The sequence below is a fragment of the Crassaminicella indica genome, assembly GCF_019203185.1.
Classification (GTDB): domain Bacteria; phylum Bacillota; class Clostridia; order Peptostreptococcales; family Thermotaleaceae; genus Crassaminicella; species Crassaminicella indica.
On record NZ_CP078093.1, the window covers coordinates 2,736,760 to 2,756,133 of the forward strand.

15 protein-coding genes and 4 pseudogenes are annotated in these 19,374 nt (G+C 30.2%); 8 read left to right on the forward strand and 11 right to left on the reverse strand.

Annotation, left to right across the window (positions count from 1 at the left end):
- Positions 1–72: 72 nt before the first annotated feature.
- A pseudogene (istA, locus tag KVH43_RS13050) lies at positions 73–1,569 on the forward strand (IS21 family transposase).
- Positions 1,570–1,616: 47 nt separating this feature from the next.
- The gene (locus KVH43_RS13055; RefSeq protein WP_276572130.1) at positions 1,617–2,105 is read left to right on the forward strand and encodes an ATP-binding protein; all 489 of its coding nucleotides are present in this window, start codon (positions 1,617–1,619) and stop codon (positions 2,103–2,105) included.
- Here the strand turns inward: KVH43_RS13055 and KVH43_RS13060 are convergent.
- Positions 2,080–2,883: pseudogene (locus KVH43_RS13060) on the reverse strand (transposase); the annotation flags it as partial. The gene KVH43_RS13055 and the pseudogene KVH43_RS13060 sit on opposite strands and share 26 nt — an antisense overlap.
- Before the next feature lie 336 nt (positions 2,884–3,219).
- Here KVH43_RS13060 and KVH43_RS13065 point away from each other — a divergent pair.
- Positions 3,220–4,447: pseudogene (locus KVH43_RS13065) on the forward strand (IS110 family RNA-guided transposase).
- Between the two features lie 131 nt (positions 4,448–4,578).
- Here the strand turns inward: KVH43_RS13065 and KVH43_RS13070 are convergent.
- Positions 4,579–4,818 (reverse strand): annotated as a pseudogene (locus KVH43_RS13070) (transposase); the annotation flags it as partial.
- A gap of 126 nt (positions 4,819–4,944) precedes the next feature.
- Positions 4,945–6,051 (reverse strand): hypothetical protein, encoded by a 1,107-nt coding sequence (locus KVH43_RS13075; protein WP_218282947.1) that lies wholly within the window; start codon positions 6,049–6,051, stop codon positions 4,945–4,947.
- Between the two features lie 209 nt (positions 6,052–6,260).
- Here KVH43_RS13075 and KVH43_RS13080 point away from each other — a divergent pair, with 209 nt between their 5' ends.
- The 4 genes from KVH43_RS13080 (at position 6,261) to KVH43_RS13095 (ending at position 10,823) form a co-directional block, all read left to right on the forward strand.
- Positions 6,261–7,502 (forward strand): sensor histidine kinase, encoded by a 1,242-nt coding sequence (locus KVH43_RS13080; protein ID WP_218282948.1) that lies wholly within the window; start codon positions 6,261–6,263, stop codon positions 7,500–7,502.
- Positions 7,503–7,505: 3 nt separating this feature from the next.
- Positions 7,506–8,381, forward strand: coding sequence for a response regulator (locus KVH43_RS13085; RefSeq protein ID WP_218282949.1), 876 nt, complete (start codon positions 7,506–7,508; stop codon positions 8,379–8,381).
- Between the two features lie 155 nt (positions 8,382–8,536).
- Positions 8,537–9,733, forward strand: a complete 1,197-nt coding sequence (gene gltS, locus KVH43_RS13090) for a sodium/glutamate symporter (RefSeq protein ID WP_218282950.1) — start codon at positions 8,537–8,539, stop codon at positions 9,731–9,733.
- Positions 9,734–9,860: 127 nt separating this feature from the next.
- Positions 9,861–10,823, forward strand: a complete 963-nt coding sequence (locus KVH43_RS13095) for a hypothetical protein (RefSeq protein WP_218282951.1) — start codon at positions 9,861–9,863, stop codon at positions 10,821–10,823.
- Positions 10,824–11,027: 204 nt separating this feature from the next.
- Here KVH43_RS13095 and nadE read toward each other — a convergent pair whose 3' ends face one another.
- The 4 genes from nadE to KVH43_RS13115 form a co-directional block, all read right to left on the reverse strand.
- Positions 11,028–11,783: an NAD(+) synthase gene (gene nadE, locus KVH43_RS13100; protein WP_218282952.1), complete on the reverse strand. Its 756-nt coding sequence runs from the start codon at positions 11,781–11,783 to the stop codon at positions 11,028–11,030.
- A 111-nt stretch (positions 11,784–11,894) separates the two neighbouring features.
- Entirely contained in the window at positions 11,895–12,818 is a 924-nt protein-coding gene (gene cysK / locus KVH43_RS13105; RefSeq protein ID WP_218282953.1) for a cysteine synthase A, read from the reverse strand.
- Between the two features lie 78 nt (positions 12,819–12,896).
- Complete coding sequence (locus KVH43_RS13110; RefSeq protein WP_218282954.1) at positions 12,897–13,550, reverse strand: YigZ family protein; 654 nt, start codon at positions 13,548–13,550, stop codon at positions 12,897–12,899.
- 52 nt (positions 13,551–13,602) lie between these two features.
- Positions 13,603–14,034 carry an NUDIX hydrolase gene (locus tag KVH43_RS13115; RefSeq protein WP_218282955.1) on the reverse strand — a complete coding sequence of 144 codons (432 nt, stop codon included), beginning with the start codon at positions 14,032–14,034 and terminating at the stop codon, positions 13,603–13,605.
- Between the two features lie 343 nt (positions 14,035–14,377).
- Between KVH43_RS13115 and KVH43_RS13120 the strand changes: the two genes are divergently transcribed.
- Positions 14,378–14,833 (forward strand): DUF3189 family protein, encoded by a 456-nt coding sequence (locus tag KVH43_RS13120; protein WP_218282956.1) that lies wholly within the window; start codon positions 14,378–14,380, stop codon positions 14,831–14,833.
- Here KVH43_RS13120 and KVH43_RS13125 read toward each other — a convergent pair.
- The 4 genes from KVH43_RS13125 to yunB form a co-directional block, all read right to left on the reverse strand.
- Positions 14,830–15,504: a HEAT repeat domain-containing protein gene (locus tag KVH43_RS13125; protein ID WP_218282957.1), complete on the reverse strand. Its 675-nt coding sequence runs from the start codon at positions 15,502–15,504 to the stop codon at positions 14,830–14,832. The two genes, KVH43_RS13120 and KVH43_RS13125, sit on opposite strands and share 4 nt — an antisense overlap.
- Positions 15,505–15,524: 20 nt before the next feature.
- On the reverse strand, positions 15,525–16,814 hold the full coding sequence (gene hflX / locus KVH43_RS13130; RefSeq protein WP_255547772.1) for a GTPase HflX: 1,290 nt from the start codon (positions 16,812–16,814) through the stop codon (positions 15,525–15,527).
- 130 nt (positions 16,815–16,944) lie between these two features.
- Positions 16,945–18,297 (reverse strand): sodium-dependent transporter, encoded by a 1,353-nt coding sequence (locus tag KVH43_RS13135; protein WP_218282958.1) that lies wholly within the window; start codon positions 18,295–18,297, stop codon positions 16,945–16,947.
- 239 nt (positions 18,298–18,536) lie between these two features.
- Positions 18,537–19,223 (reverse strand): sporulation protein YunB, encoded by a 687-nt coding sequence (gene yunB, locus KVH43_RS13140; protein ID WP_218282959.1) that lies wholly within the window; start codon positions 19,221–19,223, stop codon positions 18,537–18,539.
- Positions 19,224–19,374 lie beyond the last annotated feature (151 nt).

Sequence of the window (19,374 nt, forward strand, 5' to 3'; positions counted from 1 at the left end):
AAAAAAATACCCCTTTGTAGTTTAATAAAATAAAGTCTGCAAAGGGAGATGAAATACATGTTGGGGGTTGAAATGCATACTACAATAGATACTTTATTTGAAAAAGGATATAACAAAACTCAAATAGCTAAAATGTTAAAAATAGACAGAAAAACAGTAAGAACTGTACTAGAAAAACTTGAAAAACATGGTGCTGTAGAAAGAAAAGCGTATCCTTCAATACTTGATCCATATAAAGAATATATCAATATTCAAACTTCTAAAGAACTTTCAGCAAAGCGCATTTTTCAAGATTTACAAAGAGAACATGGATATGAAGGAAGCTATGATACTGTAAAAAAATATATAGCTGGAATAAAGAAAAATCCACCTAAAGCTTACATGGTATTAACTTCTCTTCCTGGAGAAGAAGCTCAAGTTGATTTTGGGTATATAGGAACAATAAAAGTTAATGGCAGACATAAAAAGCTTGGATATTTGTTATGACATTGAGTTATTCAAGATATATGTATGTTCAAATAGTATTTGACCAATCTGTTAAAACTTTTATTACTTGTCACAAAAATACTTTTAAATATTTTTGTGGAGTACCTGAAACAGTAAAAATAGATAATTTAAAAGCAGGTATTTTAGAAGCTGATTTTTATGAACCTACAGTGCAAAAAAATTATGCATCATTTGCTTCGCATTATGGATTTTGGGCGCAGCCATGTAGAGTATACACTCCTACGGATAAAGGCAAAGTAGAAGCTAATGTTAAATATGTTAAGGATAATTGTTTTAAAGGTCGAGAATTTAAAGATTACGAAGAAGCTAAAGAATTTTTATCTGAATGGCTTGAAAATATTGCAAACATAAGAAAACATGGTACAACTAAAAAGTTCCTGCCGAAGTTTTTAACTCTATAGAAAAAGAAAAATTAATTCCTATCCCTAATAAAGATTTTATCTTATCTAAATCTACTAAATGTATTGTAAATACAAATTGTCATATCAGCTACGATGCTAATTATTATTCTGTACCATATGCTTATATAGGACAAGAAATAGAAGCTATTGAGATAAATAATATATTAAAAATATTCTACAAAGAAAAAAAAATAGCCCTCCATACCTTATGTCAAGATAAAAAGGGCGAATACATAACAAATAATGAACATTATCCTTATAGTAAAAGTATAACAAGTGCTCAAATATTGTCAAGACAAAGAGAAGAAATGCTTGAAATAGGAGAAAATGCTCTTAAGTTCTTTGATAACTTCATAAAGCATTCAAACAACAAAAATATGATTATAAATCTATTTCTGGAATACTTTCTTTAAGAACAAAATATGATGATGAAATAATTGATAAAGCATGTGAAAGAGCTAATACTTATGGAGCTTTTTCTTATAAAATTATTAAGAGAATCTGTGAGAAAGGTATAATAGATTTTCCAACTCAAACAAATATAACATATATCAATGAAAATACAACTAATATTACAAGGAATCTTGCAGAATATGATAAACTAGCTAGTTTGGGGAGTTTAAATATGAATGATATGCTAATGTCTAGATTAAAAATCTGAAGCTTTCAGGTATAGTAAAAACACTTGATTCGAGAAATGAAGAAGCTATAAAAAGCGATTTGTCATATATTGAATTTTTTGAATTATTAATAAATGATGAAATCTTAAATAGACAAAATAATAGCAATAAAAATAGAATTAGAAAAGCTAAATTTCCACAGCATAAAACATTAGAAGAGTATAATTTTAATTATCAACCTACAATTAATAAAAGGTTTGTGTATAATCTTAGTACTTGTGAATTTGTACGTAAAAAAGAAAATATAGCATTAATAGGCCCTCCGGGCACAGGAAAAACGCATTTAGCAATAGCTCTAGGTCTTAAAGCTATTACACAAGGCTATAAAGTAGTATTTACAACTGTAAATGAAATGCTCGAAGAGCTATATATGTCAAGAGCTGATAATTCATTTAGGCAAAAACTAAGATATTATACAAGCCCAGATTTGCTAATATTGGATGAATTAGGACTTAAAAAACTTAATCAAAATAGTGTTGATGACTTTTATGAAATTCCCTATAACCCTGACGGGTAGTAGTTTTATAATGCATTGGATAAAGATTTGGGCACATTATAACATCCCATTCATCAACATATTGAAATCTATTTTTTGTAAACTTTCCTTTTTTATGTGGTCCAAGTCTGTAACCTATAGCACCCTGTATATTTTTATCATTTAAACCTTTACAAATTGGAGCAGTAAAATATCCAGCATCAAGTCCTACAAATTTCACCTCAAAACCATATTTTTCAATTTGTTCATCTAGTATTTGAAGATAAGGTGTTGCATCATTAATATTACCAGGAGTAACATTAACACCTGTAATAATGTTATTCTCTGCATCTACCGTTCTGTGTTCTAGATAGAAGAAACCTTTGGGTTTTCTATCTCTATGCATAAAACCACTGTCAGGATCTGTAATGCTAGATTTAATTCTCTTTATTTCTGGCTCATGTTCTTTTTTTTTTAGAGGTTTTTTACCATGATTTATTCTATCTTCATTAATTGCATTTTCTAAATCATCAACATATTCTTTTACTTCGACTTTAATATATTTTTCTTCATACTTATTTTTATTAGCATTAGCTTTAAGATGAGTAGAATCAGTGTATAGTATTTTACCCAATACCAAATTATTATCTATTGCTTGTTTCACTATATTTGAAAAAATTTTTTCAAATATATCAGTACCTGTAAATCTACGTCTTCTATTTTGACTAATAGTAGAATGATGAGGAATCTCATCATTAATTCCATAACCTAAAAACCATCTATAAGCAATATTATATTTGATTTCTTCCATTAATCTCCTCGTATAATAAGTTTAAGTAATAAATTATTATCTATTGACTTGGATATTGAGCCCTATTCCTAGATAATAGAAGTATGGAATAAGGATCTATCTGGAAAAAGGCTGATGTCTCCTGCAGCAAGACTGCATTGAAAGACTGTCTCCCAGCCAACAGTTGTACTGCAAACTCACAAGCTGTATCTCTTGCCTGTCATACCGAATGTTAGCAGCTTCGGAGCAGCTTATGATTGGCAAGTATTGAATACTCATAAGCGAGGTTGTTGCCACCCTGTTGGTAACTAGGGATAGGTTTCAGTATCCAAGCCGTTCCAAATTCATAGAAAGGAGGTCCTATCCATGAAATTGTTTATTGGTATTGATGTTAGTTCTGAAAAACTTGACATTTGTTTTCTTGATAGTGAAGATCAAATTCTGCTTGAGATTTCACTACCAAATAATATCATTGGTGCTAGTAAAATCAAAGAGCATATTATAAGATTTACTGAGCATATCCAATATAAGCGCATCATTGTTGGTATGGAAGCCACTTCTGTTTACAGTTTTCATCCTTCAGCTTTCCTAGCAGAAGATGCTGAATTAAAGTCCTTAGGAATCGAAGTTGTTGTCATAAATCCAAAGACCATTCATCGCTTTAAAGGACTCTTTGAAGAAGACAAAACCGATAAAATAGATGCTTACCGTATTGCAGACTTTCTTCGTTTTGATCGTTTCAATATTTCTTTGATTAAAGAAGAACAATATATGGCTTTGCAAAGATTAACTAGATCACGTTACCAGCTCATTGGTCAACTGACTGAAATGAAGCAACATTTTTTAGAAAATCTTTATTACAAATGTAATACCCTCACTAAAGAAATCGATACATCTGTCTTTGGTTCAACTATGATGGACTTACTAACAGACTCTATGTCTCTTGAAGACATTGCCAATATGTCTTTGGAAGATTTGGCAACTGTTTTACAACAAAAAGGTCGCGGTCGCTTTAGCAATCCTCAAAAGCTTGCAAAGTCACTTTCCAAAGCCCATTAGAGACTCTTATCGACTAGGAAAAGTCATGAAGAATTCAGTCGATGTTGTCTTAGCTTCATACGCTATGATGATCAAAACTATAAAAAAGCAAATCAAAGAACTTGATAAAGCTATTCAGGCACTGTTTGAAGTTCTGCCCGAATCTAAATCATTGCTCAGTATTCCTGGTATTGGACCAGTTTATGCTGCTGGTATCATCGCCGAAATCGGTCAAATTGAACGATTTGAAAATGAAGCGAAGATTGCCAAGTATGCAGGTCTTTACTGGAAACGAAAACAATCCGGCAATTTTGAAGCTGAAAGAACGACTATGACCAAAACGGGGAATCATTACCTTCGTTATTACTTGATTGAAGCTGCCAATTCAGTTATGCGAAATGAACCCGTTTATAGAGAATACTATCTCAAAAAGTATCATGAAGTTCCCAAACATCAACATAAAAGAGCCCTCGTCCTTACCGCAAGAAAATTGGTGCGCATGGTGGATGTGCTGCTACGCAATCACCAACTTTATGCACCTGAAAGGAGTGTATAATATCGAATACTATTCGATGCGTAATCCTTTCGTTTTATGCCTAATTTTCCTTAGGTTTATTAAGTGATGCCTTTTTTAAGAAATATTTTCATAAATTTAGTAAAAAATTATCTGTTTTCATCTTGACTTATTACCACAAGTCTTTCGGAGCGAATACCATAAAGATATCCAATAAACATCATCTTAAATAAAACAACTGGATCAATAGATGGTCTTCCATTATCTAAACAATACTTATCTTCTACTAAATCATATATAAATGAAAAGTTAATATATTTATTGATTTTTCTAAGCAAATGATCTTCAGAAACTAGGTTCTCAATCATAACAGTTTCAATTCTATTTTGGTATCCATTATTCTTAGTTAACAATACAATCAGTCCCTTCGGGAAATTATTCTATATATATTTATTCTACATAAAAAGCGAAAATCCTTTTTGAAAAAAAAGAATTCTCGCTTTTTTATACTTTGTCAACAGTCTGAGGGCTTTTTAGCCCTAATTATTTTTATAATTTATTTCTCTAGCATATTTCAATATTCTATTAATTACTTTTTCTTTTAATGCATCTACTGCCTTAAAATTCATATTTGAAATATAAAATTTTTCCAGCTCATCATGATTTATTTTTGCCTTTGTTATATTCGAAATACCAGCATTTAACAACTGTTCTACAATCATTTTATCTTCCTTTAAATTTTTTTCATTTTCAACTAGAAGTTCTTTATTCATAAAAGAATCAAACTCTATTTTTTTATAGTAATTTTGTGCATACTTATTACTAGTAGTCATTGCTATATTCAATTTTGGTATAATAAGTGTTTCAATATTTTTTTCATCTAGTGATTCATGATATGCTTCCATATACAGTCCCTTTTTAATTCCTTCATCAATAAACTCTTCCATAAAATTAGAAACGCCTTTTACATATGAACTATCTATATAATATACCTTTTCTACTTTCCCAATAATAGTTGCATAATCATCTACTAATCCCTTTGGAGATAATGCACTTCCAAATAAATGACGTACTTTTCCTTCCTTTTCTGCATAATTCAAGGTACCGAATATTTCGTTCTTCAATATTCTTACAGCTTTATAAAATTTTCCTACATCTAAAGCTTCTTCATAAATCACTTCCATATCATCTCTTATAGATTTTGCTGCAGCAAAGTATCTATATGCTCTTTCGAATAGTTTCCCGATTTTAGACGTAATTTTTAAAATTTCATTTCTATTCTTGCGTATTCCATCTTCATTCCAAAATTCACCAAAATTCAGTATCTCATCTACAGCACCCGGATATTTAGGATCTACTATATGTGGTGCTGTACCATCAATCAAAGCAATCTTAAGCTCTGGTATAACAACTCCATCTAATGAATCATTATCTGATGAACATTGATGAAACTCTACATCATATCCTAGCTTTACCATTTCATAGCCTATTTCTTTCATAAAAGAAGACTTTCCTACTCCTGGTCCTCCTTTAATAATAAATAATCGCTTAGCATCACTTCCTATAATATGATCATAATAAGAATAGAATCCCTTTGCTGTATTCCCACCTGGAAAAACCTTCTTTATCCAACCTTTTTCACCCATATACCCTGCCCCCTTCTAACTAATTTCTAATATAGCGATACTATTATTCTATTTATTATCTTATTTTTTGTGCCTGTACATATTTTCACCTAATATCTTTCAAAAAATACTTTTTAACATTTATATGAAATTTTTCAAAAAAAATAATTTGTGATATACTTTATTTTGCTATAAAATAATTGTGTAAACCTAAGGTCTTGGAGGCAATCATGAATAAAATCAAAAAGCACTTCATTTTTATAATATCAGTAGCTTTATTTGGAGAATTATATTTTCATCCCTTTAATAGTTTACTTAGATTTTCAGCAGGAATTATTATGTTAAATTTAATTATTCTCATTGATGAAGATTCCTCCCCATTATCCGTTTCCTGTTTATCTGGCATCGGTGTATTTTTAGTCAGGATCTTTATTCGCATATTCTTTTCTTCTATGTCTTTTATAGATAGTGTATCGTTACACTTTCCATCAATAATTTACTACATTGCATACGGATTATTTATGCTAGCTACAAATATTAGAAAACAAAAAAATCAATTCATTACTTCTATTATTGTTTTGGCTTTTGCTGATATAATTAGTAATATATTTGAAATTCTAGCAAGGAGCCAACAAATTACTCCTCATCTAATCCAGATGACAATCTTAGTTGGAATCGCTCGAAGTATCATTGCCTATTTTATTTATTTGCTCTATAAAAAACAGGAATTATTTTTACTAACACGTGAACATCAAAGACGATACAGTCAATTGAATATATTAATTTCTGATATTCAAGCAGAGATGTTCTACTTAAAAAAATCTACCCATGATATTGAAGAAGTCATGCGAAAAAGCTATCAACTATATGAAGACTATAAGCATGATAAAACTTTAAAAGAAAAAACCTTAGATATTGCTCGCGAAATACATGAGATTAAAAAAGACTACTATAGAGTGTTAAATGGATTTGAGAATTTCCTAAAAACATTTGAAAAAAATGGTACAATGATGTTATCTGATATGCTTATAATTATAAGAGAAAATACACAAAGATATCTTGCAGAAAATAATAAATCTATTTCTATGCATTTTGACTTCAAAGATGATTTCGAGCTAAAAAAATACTATCATCTATTTACTGTCTTAAACAACCTCATTCTCAATGCTATTGATGCTTGTAAAGATCATGGAAACATTCATATCCAACAAGACAGTGATACAAGCAATATTATTTTTTATGTAAGGGATAATGGTGAAGGAATTGCTGAAGATATACTTCCACTAATATTTAATCCTGGGTTTACAATGAAATATGATAAAAAAACAGGTAAACCTTCTACAGGTATAGGACTCTCTCATGTGAAACATATTATTGAGGAATTTAAAGGTACTATTGAAGTAAATTCTCTTATCAATAAAGGAACTACATTTAAGGTCATTATACCAAAAAATTCATTGATTGGGTGGTAATTTATGTTAAATACTTTTTTAATTATTGATGATGATATTAATATTCGAAAAATGCTAAAGCATTTAATCATAAAAAATAATTTAGGAAAAGTTTTAGAAGAATTAGACAATGGAGAATATGCCGCAGAAGAAATTCTTTTTTATAATCCAGATATTGTACTTATTGATTTTTTATTGCCTATAAAAGATGGTATTGAAATTATTGAATCTGCAAAAGCTCTTGGCTATAATGGAAAATTTATCATGATCTCTCAAGTAGAAGATTATGATATGATTGGAAAAGCATATGAAAATGGTATTGTTTTTTTCATTCACAAACCTATAAATATGATAGAGGCTCTTAATATTATAAAAGGAGTATGTCATAATATTGAACTTGAAAAATCTGTTGCACTGATTAAAAATGCCGTCTTTAATATTGAAAAGTCATCATATATTACAGATAAACCAAGTATTAACAACCAAATGATCAATATTTTTACAGATATTGGTATAATAAGTGAATCTGGCAGTAATGATTTGATCAATGTTATTGAAAAGGTTCTAATATTCAAAAGAAAAAATTTTTCCTCCAATTATCAATTACAAGATATTTATAGAAAAATTGCAGAGGAAGAAAATGCTATAAAAAATACTCATATTAACGCAAGAACAATCGAACAAAGAATTAGAAGAACAATTCTTAAAGCATTAGAAAATGTCGCAGTACTTGGAAATGACGATTATTATAATAACAAATTTATTGAATACAGCACTATTTTATTCGATTTTAAACAAGTAAAACAAGAAATAAAGCATATAAATAATTCTAAAGAAGATAGAGGTAAAATCAACATCAAAAAATTTATAGAAGGAATCATTTCTAAACTGAATTTTTAGAATAATGATAGATTTTTTGCATCATTTCTAAAATTATTGAATTGTAAAAATTTTAATTGTAGCATTTAGTTGTAATTCGTCGAATCACGTAGCATGTCCATTATAATATATTTGTGAACGTTTTCATAAAATAAATTTATAGGAGGTATGCTAATATGATATTACAACTAGACATGATTCAAGCATTAGCTCTTGCAGTAGTAGTTTTATTAGTAGGTCAGTTTATCAGAAAAAAAGTGAGCTTTTTAGAAAAGTTCTGTATTCCAGCACCTGTTATAGGTGGATTGATCTTTGCAATACTTGCTTTAATATTAAGACAAACTGGTATTATAGAATTTGAAATGGATGGAACGCTAAAAAAAGTACTAATGACTGCATTCTTTACAACTGTTGGTTTTACTGCCAGCCTTAGATTATTGAAAAAAGGTGGACTTAAAGTTGTTTTATTCCTTATTATTGCAATAATTCTTGTATCCCTTCAAAATGTTATTGGTGTTAGTTTGGCAAAGGTTTTCCATTTAGATACATTAATCGGTCTTTCAACAGGTTCTGTTCCTATGACTGGTGGACATGGAACAAGTGGAGCTTTCGCACCTCTATTTGAAGAAAAAGGTGCTATTGGTGCTACTACAGTAGCAATGGCTTCTGCAACATTTGGTCTAATTGTAGGAAGTATGTTAGGTGGTCCAATCGCAAAAAGATTGATCGAAAAGCATAATCTTTTAGATAAAAATAAAACATTAGCTTCAAAAGAAGTTGCAACAACAAAAGAAAATGAAATAAAAGAATTAATTCCTAGTAACTTCGCACTAGCTGCATTTCAAATTATCATTGCTATGGGAATTGGAACAATCATTTCATCTTTAATTCAAAAAACAGGTGCAACTTTCCCACCTTATATAGGAGCAATGTTTGCTGCAGCTATTATAAGAAATATATCTGATTTTACAAATGCTTATAAAACACCAAGTACTGAAATTGATATATTAGGAAATATTTCATTATCTCTTTTCTTATCAATGGCATTAATGGGATTAAAATTATGGCAGCTTGCTGATTTAGCAGTTCCTCTATTCGTAATGTTAATTGCACAAACAATACTTATGGGATTATTTGCATATTTTGTAACCTTCAATGTAATGGGAAGAGATTATCAAGCAGCAGTTTTAGCTGGTGGTCACTGTGGCTTTGGTATGGGTGCTACTCCAAATGCTATTGCAAATATGGAAGCTATTTCAAGCAAATATGGTCCAGCTCCAGTAGCATTCTTCATAATCCCATTAGTAGGAAGCTTATTTATAGACTTCTTCAATGTTGGTATTATTACAGCTTTCATGAATATATTCCATTAAATTAAACTGAACGATGGACAATAAGTCCATCGTTTTTTTGTTTATAAGTTTAATCTATTCTGTCACAATTTAACTTTTACAGTATGCTTTAAACATACTATGGAAATACTATTTTAGAGGTGATGGTATGAAAAATTTAAAGCCACATATTCTTTTTATCATGATTCTTTTGATCACTTTTTCTGCTGCTTCCTGCTCAAAAAAACCTCAAAAGCCAAGTTCAAAATCTGAAAACCAACAAAAACCTTTACCTAAAATAGTTGAAGAAATAGAAAAGGATGCATTAAAAATTATGTATGCAGCAGATATGGTTCCATACTTTCAAAGAGTCATTATAGAACAAAAGAAAATTGAAGAAAAAGAAAAAATAGAAAAAATACAAATGGAAATAGCTTCAAAAGACAATAAAGATCAAAAAAAGAAAGAAGACTCAAGCAGTAATATAAAAGAAAAACCAAAACCTAAAACCATTGAAGAAAGTATACTTACAGAATTGCTAAAAAAAGAAAAAGCATCTTCTGATGAAAACCAAGCAGAAAAACCTCCAAAAGATATTACTGAAACATGGAAAAAAATCAATACAATCATTGTAGGTATACACAATAAATGGAATATATTAGAACCACAATTAACGCAGCAAAATGTTTCTCTAGATATTATTACAGGCTTTGAAGAAACACTAGACAGATTAACAAAACATGGAATTGAACAAAATTATTTTGGTACAATGACTACTGCTAATATGCTTACTTCTTATTTACCAAAATTTATGCCTTATTTCAAAAAAGAAATTCCACCTACCGTATATACATTAAAATATCTTACAAGAAATATGGTATTACAAGCTGCTATAGGAAACTATACTGATGCACAAAAAAGTCTAAATCAAATTAAAGAGCAAGGCCAAACCATAAAATCTGAACTGATTGAGAAGAAAGCTAAATCTACAGCAGATAAATTTGATGCATCTGTAACCAATCTACAAAAAGCTCTTGATAAAAAGGATATACATCTTATTAAGATCAATACAAGCATCGTCATGAAAAACATCATGCTAATGGTTGATGATTTAGGTAAGCCTGTATCATAAAAGCATCATATACAATATGATGCTTATCCTTTTACACAAAAATACAGGATCAATAGAGAAAGGTCTTTAAGACATTTGCCATATAAAAAATCGGACCAAATCCTAAGACTTCCCTTTCCCTATCGTCCTGTACAATAATATTATCTGTCAGCAAAAAAATATTATTCATAATTACTCTAAGAAAAAACACCCAATCAAGTTTTTTTAGAATACAGGTGGTGCTTCCGGCATCTTTCTCTTATGCTCCGAACGTTTATGTAATCTTTCAATAATTTCTTGATCTTTTTTAGGAATCTCTTTTCCTTCAAGGAAATCATCTATCATATCATATGTTGTACCCATTTCTGTTTCATCAGTTTGTCCTTCCCAAAGACCTGCTGATGGAGGTCTATCAATAACACTTTGTGGTACTCCTAAATATCTTGCCCATTCATAAACCTCTCTTTTTAATAAATTAGCAATTGGTAAAATATCTACCCCACCATCTCCATACTTTGTAAAATATCCAGTATACACTTCAGCCGCATTATCTGTTCCTACAACAAGATAGTTTAGTGAATTTGCTATACAATAAATTGTGCTCATACGCAATCTCGCTCTCAAGTTTGCATCACTCAATTTCAATTGATTATTTTGATCTAATATTTTTTTGCTATGCATTGTACTTAATACACTATTAAATAATTTATCATGAACTTCACTTAATTCTACTTCAACATACTCTATTCCACAAGCTTTAGCAACTTCTAAAGCATCTAATCTATCCTTAGAATTACTTTTACAAGGTAAAATAACACCTAAAGAATTTTCTGGAAATGCTCTTTTTATTAAATTAGCCACTAAAGCTGAATCAATTCCACCTGATATTCCTACTACTAATCCTTTTGTATTAGACTCTTTTACCTTTTCTCTAAGCCAATTTACTGTTAAATCAATTTTTTCTTGTATGCTTCTACTCATTCAAGATCTTTCCTTTCTTTATAAATTCGTTAAAACTATTAGATATTATACCACAAAACTCCTCGACATATAAAGACATAGTCTCCTGAGACTATGTCTTTCTTCACCATATTATTCAAAATCAAACAACGACGTGCTTAAATATCGTTCACCATAGCTTGGAATAATCACAACGATTTTCTTTCCCTTTCCTAGTTCTTTTGCCTTTTTTATAGCTCCAAAAATAGCTGCTCCTGACGAAATTCCAACTAAAATACCTTCTTTCATAGGAAGTTTTCTTGCTGTCTGTATTGCATCTTCATCTTCTACCTGAATAATTTCATCAATAATATCTTTATTCAAAGTTTTAGGAATAAAACCTGCTCCAATCCCTTGAATTTTATGAGGTCCAGGTTTATTTCCTGAAAGCACAGAAGAATTTTTTGGCTCAATAGCTACTATTTTTACATTTTTTATTTCTTTCTTAATGATTTCTCCAATTCCAGTAATAGTTCCTCCTGTCCCTACTCCAGCAATAAGCATATCAAATTTATTATCCATTTGCTTTAAAATTTCTAAAGCTGTAGTATTTCTATGTGCTTCTGGATTTGCTGCATTTTCAAATTGCTGAGGCATAAAATAAGATGGATTATTTTTTACAATTTCATTGGCTTTATCAATAGCTCCCTTCATTCCCTTTGCTCCATCTGTAAGCACCACTTCAGCTCCAAAAGCTTTTAATAATTTTCTTCTCTCTATACTCATAGTCTCTGGCATAACAAGTATTACTTTATAACCTTTTGCAGCACCAATCATAGCAAGTCCTATTCCAGTATTTCCACTAGTAGGTTCTACAATGACTGAGTCTTTTTTTAATTTTCCTTCCCTCTCTGCTGTTTCAATCATATTTAAAGCAATTCGATCTTTTACACTACTACCCGGGTTAAAAAATTCTAGCTTAAGATATACTTCAGCATCATCCTTTCCAACTAACTTATTTAATTTAACCATAGGAGTATTTCCTATCAATTCTGTGATATTATTTACAACTCTCATACAAATCCTCCAATCCATAGTTTTCTTATCGGAATTTATGTATTTATTTTATAATATATTCATAATCCCGTCAACACATTATCTTTCCTTAATGATCCCCCCATCTAATTCATCAAGGTATAATGTGTCTTGTATAGATATTTCAGCTTTTGCATTAGTTATGTTTTTAATATTTTTCATTACTTGTTCACTTTGATCTACAGGAGAATAAATATACATATTTACAGCATCATCAAATATTGTATCTTTTATACTATATCCATCATTTAATATTTTGTTTTGAACTTTTCCAAGCATTGAATAATCTATTCTTATTTTAATCAAATCATACAAAGCTTTTTCAATAACCTTAGCTTCATTCAACACCAGCTTTGCTGTGCCAGTGTATGCTCGAACCAAACCACCTGTTCCTAACTTTATTCCTCCAAAATACCTTGTAACAACTATAGCAATATTTGTAATTCCTTCCTTTTTGAGCATATCTAAAATAGGTACACCTGCTGTTCCAGCTGGTTCTCCATCATCACTATATCTTTGTATCTCACTTTTTTTCCCTACTATAAAGGCAGGTACATTATGTGTTGCATTTTTATGTATTGATTTTATTTCTTCTACAAAAGCCACCGCCTCATCTTCCGTTTCTACAGGCTTTGCATAACCAATAAATCTTGATTTGTCAATAACATGTTCCACCTCTGCATATTGAAATATAGTTTTATATCTTTTAACCATAACTTTCCCTCCCTAAAATAATAGAAGAGTAGACTAAACTACTCTTCTATCATTATACCATTATTTCTTGTATAGCCATGTCTTTATATTTTTTATATGCAAGGTTAACTAAAGATTTATCTTGATTATGTGTAATCATATTTAATGCTACATCAATATCATAAAAACCAATATCCCTAAAACCTAATTCCTCATTTAATTGATAATTTTCTTCTAATGCCCTCATCAAATACCATGTTATTTCATTGCAAACTGGCTTTTGTCTGCTCATAGAAAAAAATTCGTAACAAGTTTCTCCCACGCATGAGATAATTTCAGCTTCAACACCCGCTTCTTCCTTAACACGAGTCAAAGCAACATCTCTTGAAAGATCCCCGTTACGAATTACACCCTTTGGTAATACCCATTGATCCTTTTCATTTTTCAAAAGCAAAACCTTATCCTCAAAGAACACTACACCACCAGCGCAATTTCTAAAAAGCATGGGGCATTCCTCCCTTCATATTGTATATTATTATCATAACCTATACATACTATTTTTTCAACGTTTTTCTGAAAATTTAAAATTTTATTTTCGTTCTATAGATAAACAACATAAACACTAAAAAAATATATAAATATAAGTGAATGACTTTGATAACTTTTGCAAAAAAACTTAATGAAATTACATGAAAAATAAGTTAAGAGCCTTCATTGTTTGAACGAAGTGAGTTTTGACGTTGTTTATCTATATTATTTCTTTCAAAATAAAATTTATGTATTATTTCCAATAATAATTTAAACTTCTTTCACGCATACTAATTGAAAAGAACTTTGAGGTGATTTATTTGTATATCATTTATCACTGCGTAGGTGGTTGTCATTCATCTTGTACTGCCGCTGCAATTCATTTGAATATTTTACCTACTCATCATACTCCAAATAAACACGATTTATTAAATATTCCTTTTTTTGATACACTGGAAAAAACAGATGCTGGAAAAATTATTTATAGAGGGACTGATGAATGTGGCAATAAAATATACACCCTCGGAAGGCAGTTTGTCCCTCATATTATTATTCCCTGCATCAAGGACATGTGGAATATATTAGGTCAAAAGGAAGAAGATCTCTTAATTATAGATACACTCCCATGCGTAAATTGGCTCATGAAAATAGGTGGTTTTATTTCTAGAAGATTGAAGTGGATTACATTTGGAAGACCTATTGTCGCACATGGAACCATTTTGGCATATAAAGATCTTGTAAAATTAGTAGAGGAGACAAAGAAAATCCTTCCTTAAGGATTTCCCAATCTCCTCTCAATATTATCAATAGCTTCATAAAATGCTTTTTTTACATATTTTTTTTCATTAGGATTTCCCAAAAGTCTTTTTATCTTCATAACAGACTTTTCATTTCCTATTTTTCCTAACCCCTTTGCAGCATATTGCCTTACTTGAGGCTTTGGATCTATTAAAGCCTTATGGAGATATTCAATACCGCTCGCATCCCCAATTTTATTAATAGCAGAACACACCATTCTCCTAACATTTCCATGAGGATGCTTGATATCCTTATAAACAATATGAATTAGTTTTTTTATCCCTAATTCACCGATAATCCAAATTAAAATCATTTTATCTTCTGCATTGCTTATTCGATTATATTGATAATAAATTTCTTTTGCCAAAGCTTTTCTATCTTCAATATTCATATTATTAATAATTTTAATCCTCTCAACTTTTGAAATCTCTAGCATTTTTTCTAAAATAGACTGCTCATTATCATTTGCAAAAAAAACTTCTGATTTTGCTAAAATAATTTGTCTTTTTACTTGTTCCACATTCATATTTCTAATCTTAGCAATCAATGCAATGCTTTTTCCTTCATGATATAGAAGATATGTTATCATATAATCCTTCATCGTATTATAATTTTCCCATGATAAACTCAAGCTATTCCCTTTTTCCATATAAGACTACTCCATTTCATTTAAACCAAATATTTTTTATATTTATTATAATCAATAGGTGCTAAACAAGTTTTTACAAAAACACCTTCTGCTTTATATTCACACTGGTCTACTTTAGTCTTATCGCATAAGTAAGATACAATCTCTCCTCTATCATATGGAATAAGCAGTTCTACCTTCTTCATATGAGAAAATATCTTTTCTTTTATTTTGCATATTAATTTTTCTATCCCTATCCCTTCTACTGCTGATATATGAATTACATCTTCTCCTGAAGGCACGTACATATTCTTAACCTGATCTATTTTATTGAATACAATAATCATAGGCTTATTTTTTACATCTAATTCTTCAAGCACTTTATTTGTAACTTTCATCTGCATTTCATAATCCTTATTGGTTGCATCTACAATATGCAACAATAAATCTGCTTCTTCTACCTCCTCTAATGTTGCTTTAAAAGCCTCTATTAATGCATGTGGCAGCTTATTTACAAATCCTACTGTATCAATTAGAATAAATTCTTCCTTGCTTGGTAGTATAATTTTTCTATGTGCTGTATCTAATGTAGCAAATAACATATCTTTTACATATACTTCCTTCTCTTCTAAAAGCTCTGTCATTGTAATAAGCTTATTCATAAGTGTAGATTTTCCAGCATTTGTATACCCTACTAATGCTACAACAGGCATTTCATTTTTCTTTCTTTGTTTTCTCTGAACTTGACGATTTTTCTTTATTTCTTCAAGTTGATCCTTTATGTCACGTATTCTATCTAAAATATGTCTTCGATCAAGCTCTAGTTTTTTCTCACCAGGACCTCTTGTACCTATTCCAGCACCAGTTCTTGATAAAGATTTACCAAGTCCTACGAGTCTTGGTAATCTATATCGAAGCTGAGCCAATTCAACCTGCAATTTACCTTCTTTTGATTGTGCTCTTTGAGCAAAAATATCTAGTATTAAAGTAGTTCTATCGATAATAGTTTTTTCAATAGCTTCTTCTAAATTTCTAATTTGAGCACCTGACAATTCATCATCGAATATAACTAAATTAGCATCTAATTCATCGCAAAGCATCTTAATTTCCTCTACTTTTCCCTTTCCAATGTAAAAAGACGCATCAATTTTTTGTTTGTTCTGCATTATCTTATGCAATACCTTTGCACCAGCTGCATTTGCTAATTCTTCTAATTCTTTTAAAGAATTTTCAACGGTCGTTATTTCTTTTTTACTTGATGTACTTAAAGCTACTAATATAGCTCTTTGCTCTACAGTTTTCATAATCTCATTATGGTCATTCAATTGCATATTAATCACCAACCTCAACTTGTTCTATCATGTCTATTATACGCTAAAATGCAAAAATTTCACCATTAAGTTTTCATATATTATAAAAAATCTCATTTAAAAAAGATCGGATAAGATTCCGATCTTTTCATTATATCAATGAACGCATAAATACAATAGCAATAGCTACTGGTCCAACATATTTAACAAGAAATGACCATATACCAGCTAATTTAAATTCTAGTGTTCCACCATTGGTAGCTTCCTCAATAGCATTATCTGTTCCCCAAATCCATCCAACAAAGATGCATAGTAACAGCCCACCTAATGGAAGTAAAATATTACTTGAAACAAAATCAAAAGTATCAAAAAAGCCTTTATCCGGCAATATATGAAAATCTGCCCACGGACCAAGTGATAATGAACATGGAATACCTATTAAGAATAATATTAATCCGAGTCCAATTGTAGCAGTCTTACGATTTATTTTCCATTCATCTACGACATAAGAAACACATACCTCCAACAATGAAATTGATGAAGATAACGCTGCAAATAACACTAATACAAAGAACATAACTGCAAAAAATGTACCTAAAGGCATTTGTGCAAATACTGCAGGAAATGTAATAAAAATTAATCCAGGTCCAGCTGATGGCTCAAATCCAAAAGCAAAAACTGCTGGTAATACTGCAAGCCCTGCAAGCAAAGCAACTCCTGTATCAATAAGTGGAATAATCGTAGCACTTTGTGGAATATTTGTATCCTTGCTTAAATAGCTACCATAAGTAATCATACATCCCATACCTAAACTTAATGAAAAAAATACTTGTCCAAGTGCATCCAGTACAACACCTATTGTAAGCTTTGAAAAATCTGGGATTAATAGATATTTGATTCCTTTAACAGCACCGGGTAAAGTCATAGCACGAATAGCAAGAATAATAACCATAATAAAAAGTCCTGGCATTAATATTTTATTTGATTTTTCAATTCCTCCACCTATACCACCAAGTACAATCAAAAGTGTTGCTAACATAAATACTCCATGATAAAAAATTGGCACAGTTGTTCCAGATATTAATTCACCAAACATATTCCCTAAAACTTCTGCATCTGTAATATTTAATGCACCACTTAGCGCTTTTACAAGATAATTGATTACCCATCCGCCTACAACACTGTAGAACGAAAGAATCAAAAATCCGGCTAAAACACCCAAGCCTCCAACCCATGCCCACCTCTTACGTATTTTTCTATAAGCCCCTATAGCATTTAGTTGCGTATATCTTCCTAAAACAATTTCAGCAAGCATCAAAGTAAAACCAACCAAAAATAATATTATAAAATATACAAGTACAAAAGCTCCTCCACCATTTTTACCTGCCATATACGGAAACTTCCATAAATTTCCTAGCCCTACAGCTGAACCTGCTGCTGCTAAAATAAATCCTATTTTAGAGCCCCATTGCTCTCTTTCTTGATTTGGGTTTATATTTGCCATACTCTTCCTCCTTTTTGATCTATTGAAAATTTTTTTCTCTTTTTCACCCCTATTATCTTTATGATATGGAAATTTTAAAAATTTAAACCTAGAAAATAATTTATATTGTCGACATATTTTGATATTGTTTTACATATTCTATTCATTTATAGGAATAATAAATATATATCCTATCATAAGCTAACACTTAATTTTTATCCTCATACAAAAATAAAACTGTTACCAAATCTGTAACAGTTTTATTGTGATACATCACTAGGAACTAAGTTGAGAACTTCATCTTTAGGCACAAAAATATAATTTTGTGGTACTTTTCCTACAATAATAGTTTCTGCAATCGGTACTGCTGTTTCAACCATTGTAGCTTTAGAAGAAAATGGAACTATGATTCTTACTTGTGTCCTTACGACTAGATATATCTTATGTCTTGTCTGATTAATCCCTGATTGCTCAAATTCTGTTTTAAAATTTACATTAACCATTCCAATAGGAGTAACATTTATATTGATTTTAGGTCCATATTTAGCTAAAAGCTGACTCTTAAATACTGTTCCCAACGGTACTTTTACAGAAGAAGCTTTAATTTGCTTAATTTTATCCTGAACCAATAATGCAACCTGTGATGCTAATTTATTCATCATCATAGTATTTGCTTGCATCATAGTCACATTACCTTCATTATCTGTTCTAATAAAAATTAAATCTTGATATTTTATATCCTCTGAAACTTTTGCATTTATAGATTCATTAATTGCACGAGTTGCAATTTCTCTCGCTTTCACCTCTGCTATTGCTATAAATGCAGGTTTTATTTTCTGATCAATTAACATAAATCCATAAATAAGTATTAAAAATATAAGTAATATACCAATAAATAGTTTTAAGCTACCCTTCGTCTTTCTACGGTGGTATCTCCTATAACGCAAAAAATCACCCCCTTCTTATATAAATATGATGGTAAAGGGTGATTTAGTTACAATTTTAATTATATATATAGATAAACAACATAAACATTAATCATCATTTATACTTTTTACCCATATATTATTATAGAACTTTAAAAAAGAGGTGATCTTT

What these genes read in the sequence shown, in the direction of transcription:
- KVH43_RS13085 (WP_218282949.1), top strand. Translation starts at nt 7,506, where the DNA reads ATGTTAAATACTTTTTTAATTATTGATGATGATATTAATATTCGAAAA.
- gltS (WP_218282950.1), top strand. Translation starts at nt 8,537, where the DNA reads ATGATATTACAACTAGACATGATTCAAGCATTAGCTCTTGCAGTAGTA.
- cysK (WP_218282953.1), bottom strand. Translation starts at nt 12,818, where the DNA reads ATGAGAGTTGTAAATAATATCACAGAATTGATAGGAAATACTCCTATG.
- KVH43_RS13135 (WP_218282958.1), bottom strand. Translation starts at nt 18,297, where the DNA reads ATGGCAAATATAAACCCAAATCAAGAAAGAGAGCAATGGGGCTCTAAA.
- KVH43_RS13080 (WP_218282948.1), top strand. Translation starts at nt 6,261, where the DNA reads ATGAATAAAATCAAAAAGCACTTCATTTTTATAATATCAGTAGCTTTA.
- KVH43_RS13095 (WP_218282951.1), top strand. Translation starts at nt 9,861, where the DNA reads ATGAAAAATTTAAAGCCACATATTCTTTTTATCATGATTCTTTTGATC.
- KVH43_RS13075 (WP_218282947.1), bottom strand. Translation starts at nt 6,051, where the DNA reads ATGGGTGAAAAAGGTTGGATAAAGAAGGTTTTTCCAGGTGGGAATACA.
- KVH43_RS13125 (WP_218282957.1), bottom strand. Translation starts at nt 15,504, where the DNA reads ATGGAAAAAGGGAATAGCTTGAGTTTATCATGGGAAAATTATAATACG.
- KVH43_RS13110 (WP_218282954.1), bottom strand. Translation starts at nt 13,550, where the DNA reads ATGGTTAAAAGATATAAAACTATATTTCAATATGCAGAGGTGGAACAT.
- hflX (WP_255547772.1), bottom strand. Translation starts at nt 16,814, where the DNA reads ATGCAATTGAATGACCATAATGAGATTATGAAAACTGTAGAGCAAAGA.
- nadE (WP_218282952.1), bottom strand. Translation starts at nt 11,783, where the DNA reads ATGAGTAGAAGCATACAAGAAAAAATTGATTTAACAGTAAATTGGCTT.
- KVH43_RS13115 (WP_218282955.1), bottom strand. Translation starts at nt 14,034, where the DNA reads ATGCTTTTTAGAAATTGCGCTGGTGGTGTAGTGTTCTTTGAGGATAAG.